Below are 21,435 nucleotides of genomic sequence, written 5' to 3' on the forward strand. Positions count from 1 at the left end.
TCTGTTTGTTCTTTTTCTTCTGTTTGTCTTTGTCACTCTGTTTGTCTTTGTCACTCTGTTTGTTCTTTTTCTTCTGTTTGTCCTTGTCACTCTGTTTGTTCTTTTTCTTCTGTTTGTCTTTGTCACTCTGTTTGTCTTTGTCACTCTGTTTGTTCTTTTTCTTCTGTTTGTCCTTGTCACTCTGTTTATTTTCTGCAACCACTTCTTGTGTGCCCTGATTTTCTAAGCTAGTTTCTACTTTATCAATTTCCACTTTCAATTCTATTTCTTTTTCTGCAACCACTTCTTGTGCTCCCTGATTATCTAAGCTAGTTTCTCCTTTATCAATTTCACCTTTTAATTCTATTTCTTTTTGAGGTATATTAGTGTTCGGCAATAGAATGGCTTGCTCCCAAACTTCCAAAATCTCAGCAGCTACTCTTTTCCATTCATAATTTGCGACTGCGAGTTCTCTCCCTCTTCCCCCCATTCTTTTCATCAGAGATTTATCAGACAGTATTGAAGTAATCTTTTCTGCGAAGTTGCTTGGATCTTCTGGGTTGTCTACTATCAGTCCGTTCTCTCCTGGGATAATTACTTCTGAGTTTCCTCCCCTTGCGGTAGTAACGATTGGAAGTCCTGATGCCATTGCTTCATAGTGAACGCGTGCTAGGGGCTCTTGCCAAAGGGATGTACATACAAATAAATCAGCAGCTGCAAACCAGTTTTGAATTTCATCTGGCGATACGAAACCCGTTGCCACAACAGGTATGGACTGCCTTTTTGCTAATGCTCTAATGTACGCGACATAATCTGTTACGTCATCTTGACTGAACCATTTACTTCCGACTACAACTAAAGCTAAATCTTTGAATTTATTTGAAAGCTGCGGTAATGCCCTAATTAACCTATCTACCCCTTTGTTTACCGAAAGCCTTCCGGCAAATAATATAACTGTTTTATTCTCTAGACCATGTTGTTTTCGAATTGCATTACGTATTTCTTTCATTTCCGGATGGCTTCCAGGTAAGAACCGCTTGGTATCTACACCAGAATAGATGGTGCGGATCTTAGATGATGCTTCAGGATAAAGAGTGCGAATGACATTTCCTACATAATCACTTACGGTTACAATATTGGAGACTTCCTCTAGAACTGTATTTGCTTCGACTGGATTAATTTTATCTATATTGAACATGTCATTATGCATGCTTAGGGTAATTTTTGATTGTTGTGCTACACTTCGGATGGGCATAACAAGTCGTGGACGATTAAAAATGTGGATAAGATCAAATTGATTTGCTTCAACAAATCGGACGACCCCTTCTCGATATATTTCAAATACTTTCCCTGGTACTCGAACATATTGAATTCCATCTTTGATCTCTTTATCAGGAAGAGATGGATCACTGATCCCCATAACTGTAATATCATGGAATACACCTAAGTGTGGGAGAGTACCGGAAATATACGTTTGTATAGCTCCACCTAATACCGGAGGGACAGGGAGTTTTTCTGTACATACCATTAATATTTTCATGTTTTCCTACTTTCTCCAGTCATTTTGAATTTCATTTAACGTCGGCCATTTTGATTGATCCGTGTCGATGATCGTATTAATTAATTGTGTTGTTGTTTCATTTAGAAATAGTTCCGGTTCATATAAGACCTCTTTTATATTTTTATAAAATTCATTAGGGAGGGAGAAATCGATCATTAATAGATCATATAGTTCAGGTGTTAGTGGACTTGCCTCATGGTAAGCCCTTATCATTTCTCGTACCCATGTCACATCCCATAGATATAAATCAGCCATCGTACCGGAAATCAGTTTCCTTAAATCACGAATTGGAAGATCGTAGGCGACACCATCTAGGTCAATAATCCACATACCGTTAGGCCCCATTTGGCCGTTTGACCAACCATAATCCTGGTGTACCAGCCCCCAATTCTCATTCCCTTTTTCCACCAATGTTAAATAACTCGATTGATTAAGATCTACTAGACTTTTTCTAGCCTGTTCTTGAAAGATATCTACCACATTCAATAACGATTGACTCGCTGGCATCTCCTCATAAGCTTTAGCAATGTTTCTGAACCAATCCATTTTCATGACGGTTTTTTCATAACTTTTTGGCCATTTTGCCAATCTTGAAGCAACTTCAGCTTGACTGGGTGGTATATACCCCTTGCTTAACTGGTGGAATTCACCTAGGGCATAACAAAGCTGTTTTGCTCCTTCCAAATCTTTTGTTACCGGTGCCAATGTTTCAATCCATTCGGCAACAAACCATAATTTTCCGCCTGCTTCAATAAACTCCTGTCCATTCTTCGTTTTGATGATAGCTGGAACTCGTGCTCCCTGAACTTCGACTAAGTATTTTTGAGCTCCAAGGCTAAACATACTTCTAGTCGGTCTGCGGTGTAACAGTTTTAAACTTTTTGGTCCTGAATTCGTTTCAATTTTCCATATTGCCCCACCTTTGTCTGGTTTAGTTGTAATGACCTGCCTACTGTTCACGTGAAGGTCGTAATTTGTCAAAACCTCATCAGCTAGCGTTTCAATATAATCAGGAACAAAAAATTCATGAGTAAGTTCATCCACATCCCATGGTACAATCGCAAAATTATCCATTATACCCCTCCTATAATTTCGAGCATTTTTAAAAATCAACATCTCTAGATCGGAATGAAATGCTATAGAAAGATGTCGTATTTCCCTTTGTAAAAACCTTATGACTTTATTAACATATGAATTTGTACAAGTTTAAGTGCCCCCTAAAGTAGATTTTCTTTTTATAAAATCTATAACATAGGCAATCAACAGCCTGTTGTATTAAATGATTTCATCCAAATGCTAGAAAAGCAAATAGGTAAAAAGTCGATATTAACATTATTACCATTGCAGCCTGGAGAAGTTCTGGAAACAAATGCGGATATCGATGAATTACAAAACGATATTAACTATAAACCATCGACACCTATTGAAGATGGAATCTCCAAGTTTGCCAAGTGGTTTAAAGATTATAATAATATATCGTAAAATCCTTTATGTGAAAAATTAGGCCCATAAACTTGGCCGACATGGATGCGGGCGAATCTTACTTCTAATAGTTGAATAACCATGAATCACATGCATGAAAACGAATTGAAAATGGGGAACTTCGAATGAAGTTCCCCACCTAACTTTCAATCCCATATTATCATTTACTTACGTTACGGTTCACCCTAACTAATTCTAAATGATTTCCCCGGAAACGTTTAATCGACTTATTCGTAGTTTTATTGATGTATACGGCAAATTTTTAGTCAAACAATACTCTTTACTTTTTAAATACCTTTAAACCAATTTAAAAATATCATAAACGGCTTCAAGTGCTTCTTCTAGTCATTATGTGATTTGTTTTCCGGATTTAAACCATGTGCTAAGTTGTTCCTAGTGGATTTGAGTCATTTTTTTGGACACAAAAAAGTTAAATCTTAAGCTATATTCCTAATTCGATTTTAAAGTGTCTAACCTTTTGGGTTCACTTCAGTAATGCATGCACCCGTTAGTTTATAGAATCTCATTTTAAATACCAATTAAGTGCGTTTTTATAAAGAACTTTTTTAGCTTCTTCTTCCTCAAGTATATTATTTATCAGTGCTATATCTGAATATCGAAAAGGCCTCTTCGCCCTTGTTGAGGGTAAATCTGTTCCGAACATCAATGCATCTGGGTTTGTAGAATATATAGTCCGGATTGCTTCTTCAGCATCAAAATCAATTCTTCCGAAACCTGTTGCTTTTACTCTTACACCTTTATCAACTAAAGATAAAAGATTCGTGAAGCCGCTTTTTGATAAACCAAGATGGTCTATCGAAACAGAAGGAAGTTTTTCTACTATTGTTGTTATCTCTGTTAAGGAGTTAGAATCAATGTATAGCTCTGTATGCCAATTTACTAATTCATAAACTCTTCTCGCAAAGTAATCCAAACATGATATATCCTCGGAACCTCCACGATTAACATTGAATCGAATGGCTTTCACACCAAGTTCATCAAGTTTAATGATTTCATCATCTGATGTATTGTAGGGCAATTGAGTTACACCTACGAAATTTTCACCAAGGGTTGTAACGCATCAACTAAATATGATTGGTCATAGCCTTGAAAAGATCCTGAGACAACTGCACCGCACAATAAATTTAAGTTATTTACGGAATGTAGGTAATCGGCACAGGTAAACGCATCAGGCAGAAATCCCTGATTTTCAATCAATGAAAATTTCGTATCGATAATATGTAAATGCGAATCAAAAATTTTCATATTTTTTCCTCCAGTCTAATTACCTTTCTACTAAATTTTATATCCTGAATTTCCATAATGAAATTTAATGATTTTTATAAATATCGATAGGTTTAACTTATTAGATGAATAATTTAGCCACCATTTTGATTTTCAATTAAACCTGCCTCTTTGGCTCCATAAGAAAAGAGCTGCATCAAAAGCCCTTTATTTAAACCCTTGCTGTAGCTTTAAAAAAGTTTGATATAAAATCTTCATTTGTTTTCAAAGATAATGCGATAGTCAGGAACAGAGCTGACTATCAGCTGTTGATTCTTTTTCTACGTTTAAAATGCGATACAGCTCATCAAGGTTTTGTATTTGATAGGTTGGAGCAATTTCAGTTTCATTAGGTTTCAGTTTAGGGTTAAGCCAACATGTATCTAGAGTAGCAAGCTGTCCGCCTTTAATATCCGCACTTAAGGAGTCTCCAATGATTAATGCTTTTTCCACCGAGAAATTAGGGATTCGCGCAAAGACATAATCGAAATATTCCTTCATAGGTTTTTGAAAACCAGTATCCTCTGAAACGAAAATATCCTTAAATAGCGGAAATAATCCCGAATCACGCAAGCGTTTATACTGGGTCTTGGAAACACCATTAGTAACAATATATAAGTCATATTTATTTTGCAGGTTAGCAATCAATTCAAAGGCCCCATTAACAAGCTGATGCCCTTCTTCTAAATAGCTACGATAGTTCTTTTCCATTAATACACCATCAACTTCTCGACCGTATTCCTTAAATAAACGTGAATGACGAGTATTCACTACAGTATCACGATCTATTATTCCTTTTTCAAAGGACTCCCAGAGACCTTGGTTTATTTTTTTATAATGTGCTTCGATTTCGGGAGTTAAGGGGATATTTTGATTTTCGAAAAGCAAGCGCAAAGCTAACTTTTCTGCTGCGCCAAAATCCAGTAGTGTATCATCTACATCAAATAATAAAGTCTGATATTTTTTCACAATTCCTTCTCCATTCCTACTTTTGTATCTATTATAAATCATCTTAGACATCCGAACTTTCCTATTAATTTAACTTTATGATGCCATAGTTTTTATTTTTTCATCATTCCTGATTTATTTCCATTCAAATACCCCATTTAGGGTGAATCCAACAGTATCTAATAACTCTACATCTACATTCTTAGTATCATTACAACTAAAAAATATTTGTATATGCCATTTATCGTTGGTAGTTTAATATGTGTCTATAAAAAAACACTCATATGTAATGAGTGTCAGGCTGTCTAGGGTTAGCACAGATGTTCGGCGCTTTTCTTACGTTTAAGATCAGTAATATATTTTACTTTAATGACTCCACATATGAACGAATCATTTCTGGGGTAACTAATTTACGAGTAGGTATTAACCTTTGGTTTGCAAGAACATTGATTTGCATAGTGATTTGATTAATCTTGTCTGTTGTAAAATCCTTTTCAGCTTTACATAATTCTATAGCACTTTGAATATAATCTTCACGTTGTTGGTCTAAAAGGGAAAATTCAGTAAAAAGTTGATTTTGTTTTTGGGCATGTAACGTAAGGGCTTTATGTACACTCATTGTTCTTCACTCCTATGATTTTTCTAATAGCTACTTCTATATTAACAAGATAATTTAGAAAACTAAAGAATTCTATTTTTCAATTTTTGAAAATTTCTATTAAATTAAACTTGGGGAACCATGACGTACTAAGCCAATTAACCTTAAGATTACCCTTTAGTCCCTTATAGATGAATATAAAGAATCATCTAAGCGTGTTTCTATTGAACGAGAATTTGTTACCGATCATCTATTTTTTCACTAGAATCAATACTGGTATACCACTAAATATCTCAAGTGTTATGCAAACCAAAAAGGATAATCGGTTGGCTTACTCCGTACACCATAACAAATGTTCACCCAATCAATGACCTAAATAAACCCCATAAAGCCTTAATAATGGTTTCCACGTTTATTCCCTTAGAATATAAATTCCTTCTTAATATTAGAATTTCCAACTTGCTTCTTCAGAGGAATTCCCGAACGAACATCTCAGCTGATTATCATATCAATTGAATTAATTTACTTTCTTAAAATTTGGTATATTTACTTTGTTCTATTAGATCATCTATCTAGAATGTAACTAATGAACCTCTAGTCTTATAAATAGATTGTAAAAGGGGCAATTTGTTTAAGGTTTTATATGTACTTTAAAGAATATTTATAATTTTCGCAACTAATATCCATGACCTATTTGTTTGCATTTTAGTAAACGCTCACACTCTAATTGAATAGTATTATCAATGAAAGAAGGTGCTTTTTTGTACGGAGGTCAATGTATTAAAAATAAGCGAGCGAAAAGTCGAGTCTTTTTAATCTTTTTAACAATATAAAAATCAATAAATCAGATGTACTTTAAATTTCCCCCTCAATATGTCGAGAATAAAAATTTAATATAGTGGAAATAACTCTTAAATCAAATTATAATTTTTGATTTCCTTCGACACCATTAATTGAATAGCCCACTACAATGTTTGCATTTAATGAGTGATATATTGAACAATACGTATCATTCGATAAGCGAATAGCACGGACCACTTTATCTTCTGGCAGTTCCCCTTCTAGTAGATAATGGATATGATAATCGGTAAATCGTTTTGGATGATTTTCTGCCCGCAATCCTTCTATTTCAATGTGAAAAGTAATTGGTTCAAATCGCATTTTTTTCAAGATCATTACAATATCAATTCCTGTGCAACCGGCTAGGGAATGTAATAGTAACTCTGTGGGCCTCGCTCCACTATTTTGTCCTCCTACTTCTTTGGCGGCATCCATTTTTATTTCATGTCCTGAAGGAGTAGTTCCAGAAAAAGCCATTTCCCCCATCCATTTAATCATTGTCTTCAATAGTATCAACCCTTCTTTGCTGTTTTTCTGTCCTTTGAATCGCTCTTAACCTTGTTTGTTCTTTATATTATGTAATTTAGCTATAAAATATCTAATCAAATTTTCACCACTGTCATGAAATTAAAACGGTTCTTTTTAAAAATTCAAGATAAAGATTGAACACTTTTAACATTCTAGCCTGGATGTTGGCTTTTTTTATGTAGAGTTATACTAAAAGCTATCAGACCTTTAATGATCAGGTGCTTTAGTTGAAGAAGACACTAAACAAAATGCAGCAAATGTCCTTCAACGAATAAACCTTCAAATGAAGGAAATCCGAAGAATTGCAACATGATATTTGATATTGGTGACCCATTTCCACTTCGGCTGCTGGTCCTACGGAATAAATACCACCACGAGCTTGAATATGTAACGCTTCCTTATCAGTTAAAGTTATTGGGATTGTGTCTTTTCTTCTTTCTCATCTGACGAAATCAAATCTTTAGTAGAGCTTTTAAACTCTCTTAATGTGCTGCCAAAAGCACGTCCAATTTCGGGCAACTTTGATGGTCCAAATATAATGTGGTCAATGATTAAATCAATATCAATCCAGGTATCCTAATATTTTGAAGAATAGTGTTTCCTCTTTAAAGATTTAAATCCTTTTTTCTTAGGTATTAAACGTAACATGCTCTCGGTTTCTACATTGGCTATCGCACTTAAAATACTTAACCAGAAGTTACAGCTGCAAGGGCTGTAGCACCTGTTCCCAAGTATGTAAAAACGTAGGTCGATTTAACGTATACAAGAATAAATTAGTGAATGCAGTACAAAGATTTAGTACCCAGTTTCACTCTTAAAGTAAAACAAATAAGTTGAAAATAAGTTGAAATCTTTTAGATTCAAGTCATTCAAAAAAGCAGAGAGCATGCTCTCTGCTTCAACTTACATGTCATTTTTCACCACTTCACTGACTTTACCTTTATCTTGCGGATGAGTATCCAAGGATTTCGTTTCCATCTTTTGATTGTACAATGGCAAAATGAAAAACATCCCAAGAATAAAAAAGAATGCCGCCGTTTCAAATATAGCTACCAATGAAAATTGCTCTTTCAACATCCCTGCTGCACTCATCGTCAACACCATCGAACCAGTGAACAATGGGCTTAGGATTCCATTGACTCTTCCGATGAACTCTCCTTCGGTCCTCTGCAAAATCATCGTATTAATTCCTATTTGAATGCAAGGGAGCATTAGCCCGTTAAAGAACTCGGCAGTAAGGGTAACCCAAAGGTTAGTTGACAACCCCATTACCGCTAATCCAATGGCATTCACAAGCATGCCAAAGGCTAATAATCTCTGTGGGGCCACCTTTTTGGCAAAGATCATTACCCCTGCTCCCCCTAAAATCATTCCAATGCCATTCACCATAAATAACCACTGGAGATTTTCCTTTGGTAGACCTAGTTGTTCGGTAACCAAGAAAATCGAGAGCGGCTGAATGAAACCCAGTCCTAATCCGGCTGCCAGAAAACATAATCCCAATAGGCTTAGTTCTTTCTTTTGCAACACGTAGCTTACTCCACTCTTCATTTCCTGCCATAATGTTGTTTTTCTCGTTTCTCCTTCCAGTTTGCGATCTTTTGGAAGGAAAGCAAGTGCACCAGCTGAAAGTAAAAACGCTAGACCAGTAATCGCAATCGAGATGTTGATGCCGAAGGATTGGAAGGCAAAAGTACCAAGGATGGGGCCTAAAACCATAAATACAGCGAATACAGTCTGATATACCGACATCCCTGTTTGAATTTGATCTTCTGGCAAATGCATTTTAAATAGCTTCATGCCGGATGGCTGAGAGAATTGCGAAAGTATCGCTGAAATCAAGGTTGCAAAAAATACCACTTTCCAACTTCCGAAGATAAGGGTGATCAGCACAGCAAATACGGATATTGCACTTAAAACATCACACCAAACCATCGTTTTTTTTGGACTCCAGCGGTCTGCAAACGTCCCACCAATAAAAGAAAAAATAAAAATGGGTGCGAATTCCGCTACCGAAATCATTGAAATCGCAAAGGCGTTTCCGTTTGTCTGTTCCATTACAAATAACAAAACTGCAAAGTTCCGTACCCATATCCCTATTTGCAAAAACAAGCCTGAAAAGATAATGGCCTGAAATACACGATTTGTAAATAAGTTAGGTTCCTTATTGCTTAACGTTGCAGGTGCTTTTTTTTCCAATACAAAAACCTCCTGTCAAATATCTGGACAGGAGGCAGTACAGTACAATACAAATTAAAAAAGGAATAATATCCCTAACGGAAGGAACACAATGATCTTTTTGTTTGTATTTTAATGTACAGACTAATCCTATCCAGAAAAAAGATCGTATTTAAAACGCATTTTTCCTCATAGAATAGGATTAAATGATCATTGTTTAAAGGTCACCCTTCCATTTTGTGTTAATTTTATAGTAAGGGAATCAATTTGATTTATCAAGAGTAAATTTCAATAAAAGTATATTTTTTTTGGCAATACATGTTCAAGTTATGAAAATAAAAAAACGAACTTTCTTTAAAAGAAAGCCCGTTTATATACTTCAGCTTTATGCACAGTTGCTGAGTAATACTTTTCTGCCCTTTATTTTTCATCATCCTATTAATCCTATTATTCATAACCACTTACCGAAATAGCCCCAACAAAAATCCAAGAAGATGCTTTTTTTTAGCTCTCCATCAAACCTCCATGATTCGGATTTGTCTGAACAAGTAAATTGGAAGATGGCATTTGAATTTGATGCTCATGTAAAGCAGACATCATCTCAAACCTCACATTTCTTGATGTTTCAAAATAATCTTCAGGTTTTACTAGCCCAGTTAGGCATAGCTCATATCCAACATATTTAAGATTCGGATTTAAATCCGTAATGCCAAGATATCTAAAATCTTCTTCAGGTGTACCGTCCTCAAGCCTTAGAAGGCTTTCACCAAACTTCTCATTACAGGTAAGGCATATATCTTCCAACAGCCGCTTTACCACATCTGGATTTTCTTGGTAACTCACTGTAATTCGTTCAATGATTCGCATTCTCCCTTTATTAAAATTTTGAATCGTCCTGATTTCACTGTGTGGGATGGTCAACAGTTTTCCTGACCATTCCCGAATCTGCATGAACCGGATGCCAATTTCCTCAACGGTCCCGGAACTTGTCCCATTAAAAGTAACAAAGTTCCCCACTCGGAATTCATTATCTGAAAACCTTACAAATCCCAATAAAATATCCTTAAGCATTTGCTGAGCGGCAAATCCAATTACGATCCCTACAATCCCAGCTCCAGCCAGAATCCCCTTTATGTCTATAAACTGCCCAATCAGATAAATGAGGAAAAGCGCGGAAATGCCGTACCTAAGAGCAGAACGAGTTACACCCTGTATCGTTTTTTCAACTTCTTCCTCAAAAAAATTAGACCTTCTAAAGAACCATTCAACCATTTTATTCAATATATAATAACCAACCAATAACAGTAGAGCTATTATAAAAAGCCTCAATAATAAGAATTCTTTCAAATAATCCAAAACACGCTCAGTAAAATTCAAGATATCCATGTTCCCACCTCTATTTTGACGCTTATTCAGACTCGATTAAAATCCAGTCATCATCCTTGCCTATTATCCCTTTATCAAGAATAAGTCTCGTTTTTAGGCGATAGGAAACCCCTCGCTTATAAGTCTCCTTCAATGTAGGCAGACAAAAGTTAAAAGGAATTTCATTACTCTCCCCTGAATTTATCTCTCTTGAAGACAAAATGGTGCTCGTTTTAAGGATATCTTCCATTCCGGTAGAATGAGTATCCATAATTAAATCACATTCGATCCTCCTTATTCTTTGCTCAAGGGTACCACCCTTAATCAAGAAATACCCATTTATGCATTCACCAGATTTATACGTATTTTTCGGAAGGATTAAATCTATCTGTGCAGAACCTATTCCTAAAAGTAACAAAGATTTTCTCAGTATCAAAGAATACACTCCATTTATATTTATTTTTTTTCATCCAACAATTTCTTGAAGGGCTTAATAGTACAGACCCAAAAAAACCTTTACCAAAATTGGTAAAGGTTTACTAATAGAAAATAGACCTTTACCACTAGGTAAGGTCTGGCTAACAACGGTATGTTGCCAACAACACCGAGAGCATAGAACTCCGTAATGACGACATTGTTGTAAAAGCTACTCCCCTTAGGAGAATTTATTTTAGTATATTATTTATCATACGTTAAGATTAGAAAGTTTGTCAAACCATTTTAAGTTTTATGGAATTCCATGCATTAACCCCGGAAATCACTTTCCTTATCCATTATTAAAATAGGAGTATTCTTTTTGGATAAGCATGGTGTGAAAAATAGCTTTTCTTAATCAAATCTTAGGGTGTAAACATATTTCCTTGAATTTAGGGGAATGTCAACTGCCAAACGGAAATACAATAAAACAAGGCGCAGTATTAGCGTTTAAACCAAACATGCCAGACTCTATCATCTTGCCAACTAAGTATTACTTGAAGCAATCGCATGATTTAGGTATTGGAAGAAGAATTTATTGAGAAAAAATGGGTGAACTATTAAAAAATAGAGACCTATATTTATTAGAAAAGTAATAGTGAGGAGTGTTAGGATGGTTGGAAAGGATGATTTTGTTCAGGGATTTGTGCCAAACCATAATCATGGGTCTGTTGACTATACATCTGTTGATGATGGCCATGTTCATCTGTGTTTAGATGTAACTTCACCTCCTATTATGATTAAGGATGATAACCACGTGCATTACACCGAGGGTTATGTTGTCTTTGAAGATGGGCATACTCATTATTACCAGGCATATTCGGGTCCTGCTATTCCTGTAGGAAATGGAATGCATGTTCATTATTATGATTTTTATACAACTGAAGCAAACGGACATCGCCATAAGGTAAAGGGTGTTGACCAGCCAGCCCCTGGAAATAAGTAAAGTTATCCACCCGATCCAATAATCATACATTTTTATTAAAGATTGCCTTTATAATAACATGTGTAAAAGCAGTTAGATTTCAAATACGAATCTTACTGCTTATATTTATTTATATGTTTTTTATTCCTTAGGCCTACCTATTAAGTCTATTCCGAAAATAGTTAAATACCCAATTTGTATGATTTACCTCCAATTACAAGGGATAAATCAATAAAGAGAACTGATATATAGATATCAGTTCCCTAGTGAATATTCTTCTATAATAATGAGGGATATGGGAGGGAATTTATACTGAAAACGAAAAAGATCCCCTATTGAACCTTCCCTTTATACTTGCTTCCATCATTATGCTCTTGGTTATTCTTTTCTGACATTCGTCTTTGATATGCTTTCGTTTCCGCATTCACATGGTTTGCATCATTTGGCTCATTCTTTTTAGAACGTCCTGCTCCATTACTCATATTTATTCACCTCCCACAACAGCTTTTCATACGTTTGTAGCTTACTCTTGTCCCCCAATTTTATACGCACGTTTGAATATAGTACTAGTAACTGTTTTATCAGGATGCTGAACATGAAATTTCTAAAGAACATACAGAAACGAGGCAAATTCATTCAATGGCACTTTAAATAGAGAAACCATCATAAAAAAGCTTGCCTCTAAAGAAGAGCTGAGTATTCACCTCGACTCATTTCTAAAACACTATTACCGGCTATCTATTTTGATACATTTATTAAGTAAATGTGATTTCAGTAACACCCAAGTAAAATTTTTATTTTACTGATATACAAGAATTACTTATCATGAAAAGAAAACAACAGCTACAAGTAACTTTTTGCTTTTTCAAATCAATATTCTTCTAAATTTAGGCTCTTAAGCTTGTGAATAAATGTTTCCTGACCGTTTTAAAGCAACGCTTACCTTATCCTAACCGCAATAAGAAGGTCCATTTATGTTTTGGAACTTCTTTTTTTAGTAATGTAATTTAATCATTTAGAACATATTTTTATAAGAACAAGCTGACAAATTAAAAACTGATGTTACATTTCGATAACTGTACATGCCCGAAGAAGGAACCGTGTTAAGTTTAGACGTAGTGACTTTATGATTTTTATCCTTTTCATAGAAATCTTTTTCTTATACTGTATTTTTAAGAGAGTCTCACTAAATGGAGAACTCTAATTTATTTACTTCATTTTTTCCATCTTTATTTCAATCCAAAGAGGGCCAATATCATAATTATCATAGGGATTAATTGCATTTCCAATAAATACACTCTCAAATTGTTAAGAGCTTTGTCTATGAGCATGTTGAAAAATTCAACTGGTTGATCCATTTCCCACTTTTAGTTGTTACTATTAATTGATTTTCAGTGTCTCTGTCCAGTGTGCTGTAATGTATGTAATGAGGTTCAAACTCGTAATCAAATAATTGTGAAGCTCCTTTTGACCTTGCTTCATGAAATTAACTGTTACGCAATTTCCAAAGTAACTTGGTTTTATCTAATAAATGAATTAATTGTTGTAAACTTATTCGTTCAGCATATTCCCATTCACAGAACTCAATTATAAACTTTTTAAACATGGTTGTTCTATTTCCACCGTCCTAATTCTGAATCCTTACCCAAAACCATCATTTTCCTCAATTAAAACTCTACAAGCATGATACTTCTTCCCTCATCACAAGAAATGTTCTTTATAGAAATTTGGGCTCAAACAATCGAAAACGCTTATATGCTGTCAAACTTCTTTATTTTTTGTTACAATATGTATTTTTTTAAAAACATTACAAAAGTCTCGTTGATAGCGCTTACATACTAGCCATATACTAAACTAGTATTCTATTTTTTGGGAGGCGAAGGAGTTTGAAAAAAGGAACGAAGATTTTAGGAGCTTCTTTATTGGTAGGGAGTTTCCTGTTTTCATCACATTCTGTCATGGCAATACAGGGTGAAAACCCGTCCGAGCATGCATTTGACAATAAAGTGATCAAACGAATCGATGTTGAAAAAATCTACCAGAATCTTTCACATTTAGCTGTGAATATTGGACCACGGGTAGCAGGAACACAAAGTGAACAAACGACTGTAGATTACATAACTGATAAATTTAGGGAGTACGGACTTAACGAAGTAGAGGTCCAGCCTTTTCAATTTATTAAGGACTATAAACACCCAAGCTCTGTTTCCTTTAAAGTAAATGGGCGTAATTATGAAACGGCCGCCTTTCGCTTTTCCAATAACACACCTTCCGGCGGAGTGTCAGCAGAGTTTGTGTACGCAGGTTTAGGAACGACGGCAGAGGTAGCTCATGCTTCGGTAGAAGGAAAAATCGCCTTAATTAAAAGAGGCACGATCCCATTTACAGAAAAAATGGATAATGCAAAAAAAGCCGGAGCGATCGGAGTCGTGTTCATTAATACAGATAATTCCACGCCGCTATTTAGCTTGCCGGCAAATGAGAGTAATCTACCTGTACTATTTATGAAAAAGAGCGATGGTGATGAGTTAATTTCTTCCCTGCAAGGCAATAACCTGACAGCAAATATGTCTGTTGAAGGAGCAGAGTTTGTAAAAGCCACTTCTCACAATGTGATTGCCACGAAAAAACCGATGAAAAATAAGGATACGAATCAAATTATTATAGTTGGCGCCCATCATGACTCTGTCTCTGTTTCATCAGGAGCCAGTGATAATGCATCAGGTACATCCATTGTGCTGGAACTGGCAAGAGTCCTGGAAAATGCACCTTCTGATACAGAAATCAGGTTTATTACCTTTGGCGCAGAGGAGAACGGATTATTAGGCTCCAAGGATTATGCACAAAGCCTTACCAAAGATGAGATTAACAGAACAGTAGCGATGTTTAATATGGATATGGTGGGCAGCAAAAATGCCGGCGAATTTGCCATGTTTACGTACGATGGAAAACCAAATACAGTCACGACATTAGGAAATTCAGCAGGAACAAGGCTTTATGATGCCATTCCTTATAATCAAATTGGAAGAAGTGACCACCAGCCATTCACAGAAGTGGGTATTCCTGCCGCGGTGTTTACGTATGCTCCATTGGAGCCGGAATACCATACGGCAAAGGATACAATTGAGCTGATCAGTAAGGAAAAATTGTTAAAGACGGCTCAAGTGCTCGGTGCAGCAATCTATCAAGCAGCCCGTCCGGACACACCGGCACTGGAAAGGTCCAATGTAGCCCCTATACCGGTTGAGGCAGAATATGATGAGGATTTACATTTATAATTCTGTTTTCTAATTAACTAGAACCACAGGATAGAATAGTTTTCCTAATAAAAAAGACAAGAGACATCCATATTAAACGATGTCTCTTGTCCTTCTATTTAGCTGCTTTTTTAATTTACTGGACCCTATAGTCAATCTCAAATCACTTTAGCTATTTCGCTTTAACAGGATAATATAAGAACCAAACGGCATGATTTTGTTCATCTGCTGCCGCTTGGCGAAAGGCCTCTTTAAAACTTGGGTTCGTTGCTTCATCTGCAATTCCCAAATAAAAAATCAACTGTTTCCTGTTCATCTTTTAAAACGAATTCCAATCCGTCGATATACTGTTCTAGACACTCTTCACTAGCTTTTGGTTTGGGCTGACGCCCTGTTAAATCGGCATAAATCTGTCCAAATGTTTCTTCACCATGCTCTACATCATTTAAGTACATGACGAGTTTACTAATTCTAGTATTGCTGACTTATTTTATTTGCTGATAAAAAAAATCAAAATGAGCTTTATACTCTTGACCAATTTTATAATTAAGAACTCGAAGACCTTCTCCATGTTCCACAGGTATATACATGATAATATTCTTTTTTCAATTCTAGTAACAATGTCCATTTCGCCTTCTTGAAAAAACATGCTGCTACTCGTTCTGAGTTCATTTACTTTACGTGCATCTCCAATTTTTGAACGCTGAAGTCTATCTTTTGACAGCCTAATTAGCTCATCACATTCCTCATCACTTAAGATATTTCCTTAAATTACTATTAGTGGTTCTTCTAATCTAGCAATAATGTTAATTTCTCTATCTTCTGTATTAATTTTATTTCCAATGTGATTAAAAATAGTTTGTTCTTTAATAGCTAATTCTTTAGCATCCATTGTCAACTTCCATCAACCTTCTATCAGTGGGGGTCTTCATCCCCCACTGATAGAAGGTGAACCAATCGGGCTTTTACGGGCAGTGGATCCCCACCTAACCTTCTTCGATTTCCCTCGGGCTTTGAGATAGAGGTCTTACTACCCGTTAATGCGGATAAATTGGACAATCTTTTTGATGCTGAAACAATCGTGTGACCATTCTGTAACCAATAAGGTCAAATAACGGATTTACTGCCTTATAAAGCCCGTTATATCAACGTCTACATTAAAACGCCCAATTTCCATTTCTACAATTGGGTATTTGGATTAACTGGAATAAAGGTTGCCAGCTATTAAATGGTGCCTCATAAAATTTAAGTAATTGAATATTATGAATATTTGAGGTGTAACGATGCATATAGTATTTATTGAATCAGATGTAAATATGCTATTGGATAACTATAACGATATTTGCCAAGAAAAGAGGAGTAGTTATGGACAGACTAAAGAGCCTTGATGAAATTTACATTATGAACCGACCAGAAAAGGACAAACTGTTTATAGAAATTCAAGCACATCTTCAGGCGAAATATCCAGAAAAGAAAATGACCGTAACAAAAACTTTGCAATACCTTCTTGCTGATAGTTTTGCTTCCGGGTAATTACATAATGTGGAAGCTCGTCAACTAAAAGTAACATTATGAATCTATTCCTACAGGAAATAGGTACGAATTACACTTGGCTTACTACTTCATTTATCAAGTTCCGCAAAATTTCACACCTTTCAAAAAGCGGTTAAATTAATTCAGAGCAATCCAAATAGGTCAAATAATTGTCGGAGGTACCAGGGGCAAATAATCCATTTGATCAGAGAAGGTAGACATCGCCAATGAGCTTGGAGTTCACCTTGGTGAGAGGAAAACGTTCTGTCGGCGGAGAAATAACGAAAGTAATGATTGCAATGGCAGAACAGCTACCTAAGTAGTCAACAAATGGCAATAACGTTGTTTATAGACAAAGAGACCCAATTTCGGGTCTCTTGTTTTAGCGAATCACTTTTTTCTCATCCTTTATTTAGGTAAAATAACAATCGCATCACCAATAGGACGTTCACCTGCCGCATCGGATGTACGATTCACCAATTTGGAGCCTAATGTCATGGTCGTAGAACCCCCACCATCTAGGTTTACTGCATCAACCGCCCCGAGAGATTTCATGAGACGAGCACTCTCTTTAAAATTGGCTCCAACACTATAAAATGGCTGACGTCCGTCAATTGTAACCAAGAGAATTTCCCCTTCATCGGTGATCCCTGCAAGAGTTCGTGGATTTCTACGCTCTCCAAATTTATAGTAGAATTCTGGATTTTCGCTCCAATGGAACCCTTCCTCTAATGCATTTATCTTTTCTTTACCGTCACGTAGCAATCGCGGCCCACCATTGACAATACTAATTTTCGACACCGCCTTCAACGGTTGTTTATCCGCGAGAATTCGGGTATTCATTTTCAGTTTTGCACCTAGCTTCGCATGAGCCAAAAGCCAATTAGCGGCATCGCCTGTACCTGCTAGGACGGATCCTTTAAGCGGAATGAGGCTGCCTCTGCTTTTCCGTACTTCTGTAACTTCACCCTTTGAATTTAAATTAACTTCCACTCCATCCCCTGGATCAGTTGTAACTCCAAAGGAAGATGTGAATTGAATAAGTTCCCCAGAATCCGTACATGTGAAATCATGCTTTGCAAAGTCAAAATTATCACCAATCCCTCCACAACCACGGATCAAGCCAGGTTTACGGTTTAGGCCATCCAATTCTCTCTTTGCAGCGTCAGATGCCGTAACTGAAAGTTTAGTTTCTACTGAAGCTATCTGTGCCTTATTTCCGGATAAAACGAGGCTTGTCCTGCCATTTACTGCTTCACTAATGAGCTTGCCACCAATCATGGAAGCGCCGGCAAGATCACCTTCTGTACCATCACTCGGACCCATTACAAAATATCCACCGTTTACAGTTGCTATCGCACCAGTACGGGCTGAAATGCTAGTTAATTTTTCCTTCCCGGGTACTATCTTATTTCCCAGTTCAGGTAAAACTTTTCCTTTAAATTTCTTAGGATCGATTTCTAAAATATTCACAACCCAAGGACCCGTAGATTCCCCTCCATCTTCGGCTGAAAAAACAACGCGTGATTTACCATATCCTTTTCCTTTTAATTCATCTCTTAATTTGTTGGCATCTCTCTCTGATTGAAATGAGCCAACACGAACAAGGTACCCAAGCGGACCTTGTTCATGATCGTCGGCAGGCCGTTCTGAAATTTTCTTAACTTTGGACTCGTAACCTTGTGAATCCAGTTGAATTTTCACCTTTTTAGCTTCTTCCTTGGTTTCGTAAAATCCCACATCAATGATAAAGACATCTTTTTCCGAACTGGCCCCACGGATGATATGCGTATGGGTTAAGCCCTGCGTAATCTTTGTTTGATCCCGGGTTTCCGTTAGATTAGAATTCCCTAGAGGAAGAGCTTGTTCCTTCACAGGAGATGCTTGTACAACACTTGATGGTGAACCTAACGTAATTACGGATACAGCTGTTATTGCCATCGCGGAAAATAAACCTTTACTGAAAAGCCTTTGATAAATGTTCATTGAACTTTTCTTCATTTTTGCTACTCCTCCCCCTAATAAACACCTTGTGTTCCGTCGAGTTCATTATCCTAATCTAATGTGTAGAACTTGCTACAGACCAATGAATTTATTGTAAAGAAATGGTATGAAATAATTAAAGTTTTAGTCCACCAATTATCCACATGCTTGATGTCTTCGCCAAATTCATCTCCTCCTATTTCAAATAAATCCATAATCGGTATAAAGTCATCACGTTACCATTTCCCTTCCACTCTGACACTAATTTGCGCCATACGGTTTCCGAAATGATGATTTTCCTTACCTCTCATTAGATTGCTTGGATTTACGCCTAGTCCAGATTGCAATATTCGTAATAGGATAACCAATAGGTTGCGCTCTCAAACACACTTCCCCCTATTGCATTTCCCTAGAAACACAGGAATAAAATTTGAAAGAATGTCATCCCAGCTATATTAATAGAAACAGACATATATTTCCGATAGCAGCTCCCCAACAGCAATGATAATTAATGATTAATAAGGACTAATGGAAAAAAACATCCCCAAAAAATGTGCCGAAGATCCCCCATTCTTTCGGTTTCGGCTATCACTCTAATATCCAAAAGATAGCCCAATGATATATGCCCCTGCAAAAAAACAAGAATAAATATACTGCGAAGGGGGCGCCGAAGAGGCTCCCGGACCGCCCGCGGAAAGCGAGTGCCCTACGTTCCAATCAAAGTTCAAATTTTACAAATTCTCAAAAAAACTGTAGACACACTCAATTATTTATTGAGTGTGTCTACAGTTTTTTTGAGGCTGATCTAGTAAGATCAGCCCTGCGTCTATGAACATTAGTTTGTAGGCAAAATATTGCTTAATTCTGTTCTAGGTCAATAGGTAAAACTGGCGGTAAAAGTGATGCCCGTTATTGCAAAGGTATACCCCATCTGGTTATCAACTAGGACGGGCAAACATCCCCTTATACCCAACAAGGCCTATTGGCAGTTAAATAAGGCTACGGAAATCGCTGGAGTGTCACATGTCGGAAACCATACCTAATTTGCATATCAGCACATTTAATCCAGATAAAACGATACTGGCTTGAAGATTATTTGGTGAAACACGAAGATAATATAGTTACTCCCTTGTTTTGAAAAAACTATAGAGCATACTCATGTAAATTCCTCCCTAACCAGCTCCAGTTTTTCACCCTTGGTTATGTATTGTATTATTAGAAAACCATATATTTTAGGTACTTTACCTAAATAGAACCTGGTACTTCAGTTTCAATGATTTTCACATCGTATATTCCTGCTTCCGGTCTTCCGAGTGACATACGACAGGCAATTTCATCTTCCAGCATATCAATTAACAATTCAAGCATCTTTTTTGTACCTTCTGGCCCAACATTCGTCTGTTCACGTCGTCTTTCAACCCAGCCACTAATTAAAAAATTGGCATATCCCAAATAGTCTACATAAAAGGATAGAAAATCTCTTTAAAGTGAATAAGAAGTGAAGTAATGAAAAATCAAGGTATGCTTCATTCTCTATTGAAGAAATTTCACAAAATTAGATACCCCTATTTTATTAAAACGCTTGTTTTTTCTGACTAGCCATAGATTTCTTGTTATATCTATTCTGGAAATACCCACTTCCCGCAAAAAACCTTGATCCAATTCCCTGGCCACTGTTAACCTTGGCAGAATACTGATTCCAAGTCCAGATTCAACCGCACTTTTTATCGCTTGTGTACTCCCAATCTCCATGTAGCTTTCTATTTTTTCTAAAACCCCGTGCTCTCTTAACATGTTTTCTACGATAAGTCGTGTCCCTGAAATGGATTCACGCCAGATCATCCTTTCATTTCCCAATTCCTCTACCTGGATTTCTTTTCTGTCTTTCCATGGGTGGTCTGATGGACAAACCAATATCAATTCGTCATCGGCGAACTTCTCCACAATAAAATCGGTATTTTCTACAAGTCCTTCCACCAAGGCCAAATCAATGACATCGTTTGATAAATCCTCTAGAACTCGGGGGGTATTTTTTATCGTTAATGTTACTTTTACTTCAGGCTGTTGTTTTTTAAATTTCCCAAGCAAGCTCGGCAACAAATACTCGCCGATAGTCAAGGATGCACCTACTATAAGGTTTGTATTGTACGCGCCCGTTGATTGCTGAATCACTTCCTTTGAATGGTTGAAGTCATTCACAATGGCTTTTGCAAAAGGGTATAACAACTTTCCTGCTTCTGTCACTCTCAGCCTCCCTTCCTCACGGTCGAATAACAAAGTGCTATAAAAATTTTCCAATTGGTGAATCTGTCTTGTTACCGCGGGTTGTGATAAGAAGCTTAACCTCGCTGCCTGGCTTATACTTCCTTCATCCACTACTAAACAAAACATTCTTAGATTTTCTAGTTTCAAGAAACCGACCTCCATGTCATTAAATAGTTTAATAAAATGATAGCATCATATAGGTAAATGGTGAAATGGAAAAACAGCGCTATATTTC

General features: G+C 36.4%; 16 protein-coding genes and 5 pseudogenes. 4 read left to right on the forward strand and 17 right to left on the reverse strand.

From position 1 onward, the window contains the following. Both ACQKMR_RS11915 and ACQKMR_RS11920 read right to left on the reverse strand, forming a co-directional pair. Nucleotides 1-1,519: glycosyltransferase family 4 protein (locus tag ACQKMR_RS11915; RefSeq protein ID WP_427697491.1), on the reverse strand; the 1,519-nt coding region annotated here is incomplete at its 3' end. 6 nt (nt 1,520-1,525) lie between these two features. Then, nucleotides 1,526-2,614 carry a CotS family spore coat protein gene (locus ACQKMR_RS11920; RefSeq protein ID WP_427697492.1) on the reverse strand — a complete coding sequence of 363 codons (1,089 nt, stop codon included), beginning with the start codon at nt 2,612-2,614 and terminating at the stop codon, nt 1,526-1,528. Between the two features lie 219 nt (nt 2,615-2,833). Between ACQKMR_RS11920 and ACQKMR_RS11925 the strand changes: the two genes are divergently transcribed. Beyond that, nucleotides 2,834-3,022 (forward strand): hypothetical protein, encoded by a 189-nt coding sequence (locus ACQKMR_RS11925; protein ID WP_427697493.1) that lies wholly within the window; start codon nt 2,834-2,836, stop codon nt 3,020-3,022. A gap of 523 nt (nt 3,023-3,545) precedes the next feature. Here ACQKMR_RS11925 and ACQKMR_RS11930 read toward each other — a convergent pair. From ACQKMR_RS11930 to ACQKMR_RS11970, 9 genes and pseudogenes are all read right to left on the reverse strand, one after another. After that, nucleotides 3,546-4,288, reverse strand: a pseudogene (locus ACQKMR_RS11930) (amidohydrolase family protein). A 261-nt stretch (nt 4,289-4,549) separates the two neighbouring features. Beyond that, the gene (locus ACQKMR_RS11935; RefSeq protein ID WP_427697494.1) at nt 4,550-5,275 is read right to left on the reverse strand and encodes a YjjG family noncanonical pyrimidine nucleotidase; all 726 of its coding nucleotides are present in this window, start codon (nt 5,273-5,275) and stop codon (nt 4,550-4,552) included. Between the two features lie 340 nt (nt 5,276-5,615). After that, nucleotides 5,616-5,873 (reverse strand): DUF2533 family protein, encoded by a 258-nt coding sequence (locus ACQKMR_RS11940; protein ID WP_427697495.1) that lies wholly within the window; start codon nt 5,871-5,873, stop codon nt 5,616-5,618. A gap of 900 nt (nt 5,874-6,773) precedes the next feature. Next, nucleotides 6,774-7,199 carry an OsmC family protein gene (locus ACQKMR_RS11945; RefSeq protein WP_427697496.1) on the reverse strand — a complete coding sequence of 142 codons (426 nt, stop codon included), beginning with the start codon at nt 7,197-7,199 and terminating at the stop codon, nt 6,774-6,776. Between the two features lie 278 nt (nt 7,200-7,477). Then, nucleotides 7,478-7,629, reverse strand: a pseudogene (locus tag ACQKMR_RS11950) (FMN-dependent NADH-azoreductase); the annotation flags it as partial. 2 nt (nt 7,630-7,631) lie between these two features. After that, nucleotides 7,632-7,813, reverse strand: a pseudogene (locus tag ACQKMR_RS11955) (twin-arginine translocase TatA/TatE family subunit). Between the two features lie 310 nt (nt 7,814-8,123). Next, nucleotides 8,124-9,419, reverse strand: coding sequence for an MFS transporter (locus ACQKMR_RS11960; protein ID WP_427697497.1), 1,296 nt, complete (start codon nt 9,417-9,419; stop codon nt 8,124-8,126). A 483-nt stretch (nt 9,420-9,902) separates the two neighbouring features. Beyond that, nucleotides 9,903-10,784 (reverse strand): mechanosensitive ion channel family protein, encoded by an 882-nt coding sequence (locus tag ACQKMR_RS11965; RefSeq protein WP_427697498.1) that lies wholly within the window; start codon nt 10,782-10,784, stop codon nt 9,903-9,905. A gap of 22 nt (nt 10,785-10,806) precedes the next feature. Then, nucleotides 10,807-11,199, reverse strand: coding sequence for a sporulation protein (locus ACQKMR_RS11970; protein ID WP_427697499.1), 393 nt, complete (start codon nt 11,197-11,199; stop codon nt 10,807-10,809). A 651-nt stretch (nt 11,200-11,850) separates the two neighbouring features. Between ACQKMR_RS11970 and ACQKMR_RS11975 the strand changes: the two genes are divergently transcribed. Next, on the forward strand, nt 11,851-12,183 hold the full coding sequence (locus ACQKMR_RS11975; protein ID WP_427697500.1) for a YmaF family protein: 333 nt from the start codon (nt 11,851-11,853) through the stop codon (nt 12,181-12,183). 311 nt (nt 12,184-12,494) lie between these two features. On the opposite strand, the gene ACQKMR_RS11980 is transcribed toward ACQKMR_RS11975, so the two are convergent. Further along, a complete protein-coding gene (locus ACQKMR_RS11980; RefSeq protein WP_098176179.1) occupies nt 12,495-12,644 on the reverse strand; it encodes a hypothetical protein in 150 nt (49 codons plus the stop codon). A 1,404-nt stretch (nt 12,645-14,048) separates the two neighbouring features. On the opposite strand from ACQKMR_RS11980, the gene ACQKMR_RS11985 reads away from it, so the two are divergent. Beyond that, entirely contained in the window at nt 14,049-15,440 is a 1,392-nt protein-coding gene (locus ACQKMR_RS11985) for a DUF4910 domain-containing protein (protein ID WP_427697501.1), read from the forward strand. A gap of 151 nt (nt 15,441-15,591) precedes the next feature. Here ACQKMR_RS11985 and ACQKMR_RS11990 read toward each other — a convergent pair. Both ACQKMR_RS11990 and ACQKMR_RS11995 read right to left on the reverse strand, forming a co-directional pair. Next, a pseudogene (locus tag ACQKMR_RS11990) lies at nt 15,592-15,739 on the reverse strand (ferritin family protein); the annotation flags it as partial. A 96-nt stretch (nt 15,740-15,835) separates the two neighbouring features. Further along, nucleotides 15,836-16,311, reverse strand: a pseudogene (locus ACQKMR_RS11995) (2OG-Fe(II) oxygenase); the annotation flags it as partial. Nucleotides 16,312-16,784: 473 nt separating this feature from the next. Here ACQKMR_RS11995 and ACQKMR_RS12000 point away from each other — a divergent pair. After that, entirely contained in the window at nt 16,785-16,952 is a 168-nt protein-coding gene (locus tag ACQKMR_RS12000; protein ID WP_427697502.1) for a hypothetical protein, read from the forward strand. 408 nt (nt 16,953-17,360) lie between these two features. Here the strand turns inward: ACQKMR_RS12000 and ACQKMR_RS12005 are convergent, their stop codons facing one another. The 3 genes from ACQKMR_RS12005 to ACQKMR_RS12015 all read right to left on the reverse strand — a co-directional run bounded on the left by ACQKMR_RS12005 (nt 17,361) and on the right by ACQKMR_RS12015 (nt 21,347). Next, nucleotides 17,361-18,953 carry a phosphodiester glycosidase family protein gene (locus tag ACQKMR_RS12005; protein WP_427697503.1) on the reverse strand — a complete coding sequence of 531 codons (1,593 nt, stop codon included), beginning with the start codon at nt 18,951-18,953 and terminating at the stop codon, nt 17,361-17,363. Nucleotides 18,954-20,180: 1,227 nt separating this feature from the next. Beyond that, entirely contained in the window at nt 20,181-20,387 is a 207-nt protein-coding gene (locus ACQKMR_RS12010) for a hypothetical protein (protein ID WP_427697504.1), read from the reverse strand. Nucleotides 20,388-20,468: 81 nt separating this feature from the next. After that, a complete protein-coding gene (locus tag ACQKMR_RS12015; protein ID WP_427697505.1) occupies nt 20,469-21,347 on the reverse strand; it encodes a LysR substrate-binding domain-containing protein in 879 nt (292 codons plus the stop codon). Nucleotides 21,348-21,435 lie beyond the last annotated feature (88 nt).

The sequence above is a fragment of the Peribacillus sp. NPDC096540 genome, assembly GCF_050278525.1.
Lineage (GTDB): Bacteria > Bacillota > Bacilli > Bacillales > DSM-1321 > Peribacillus.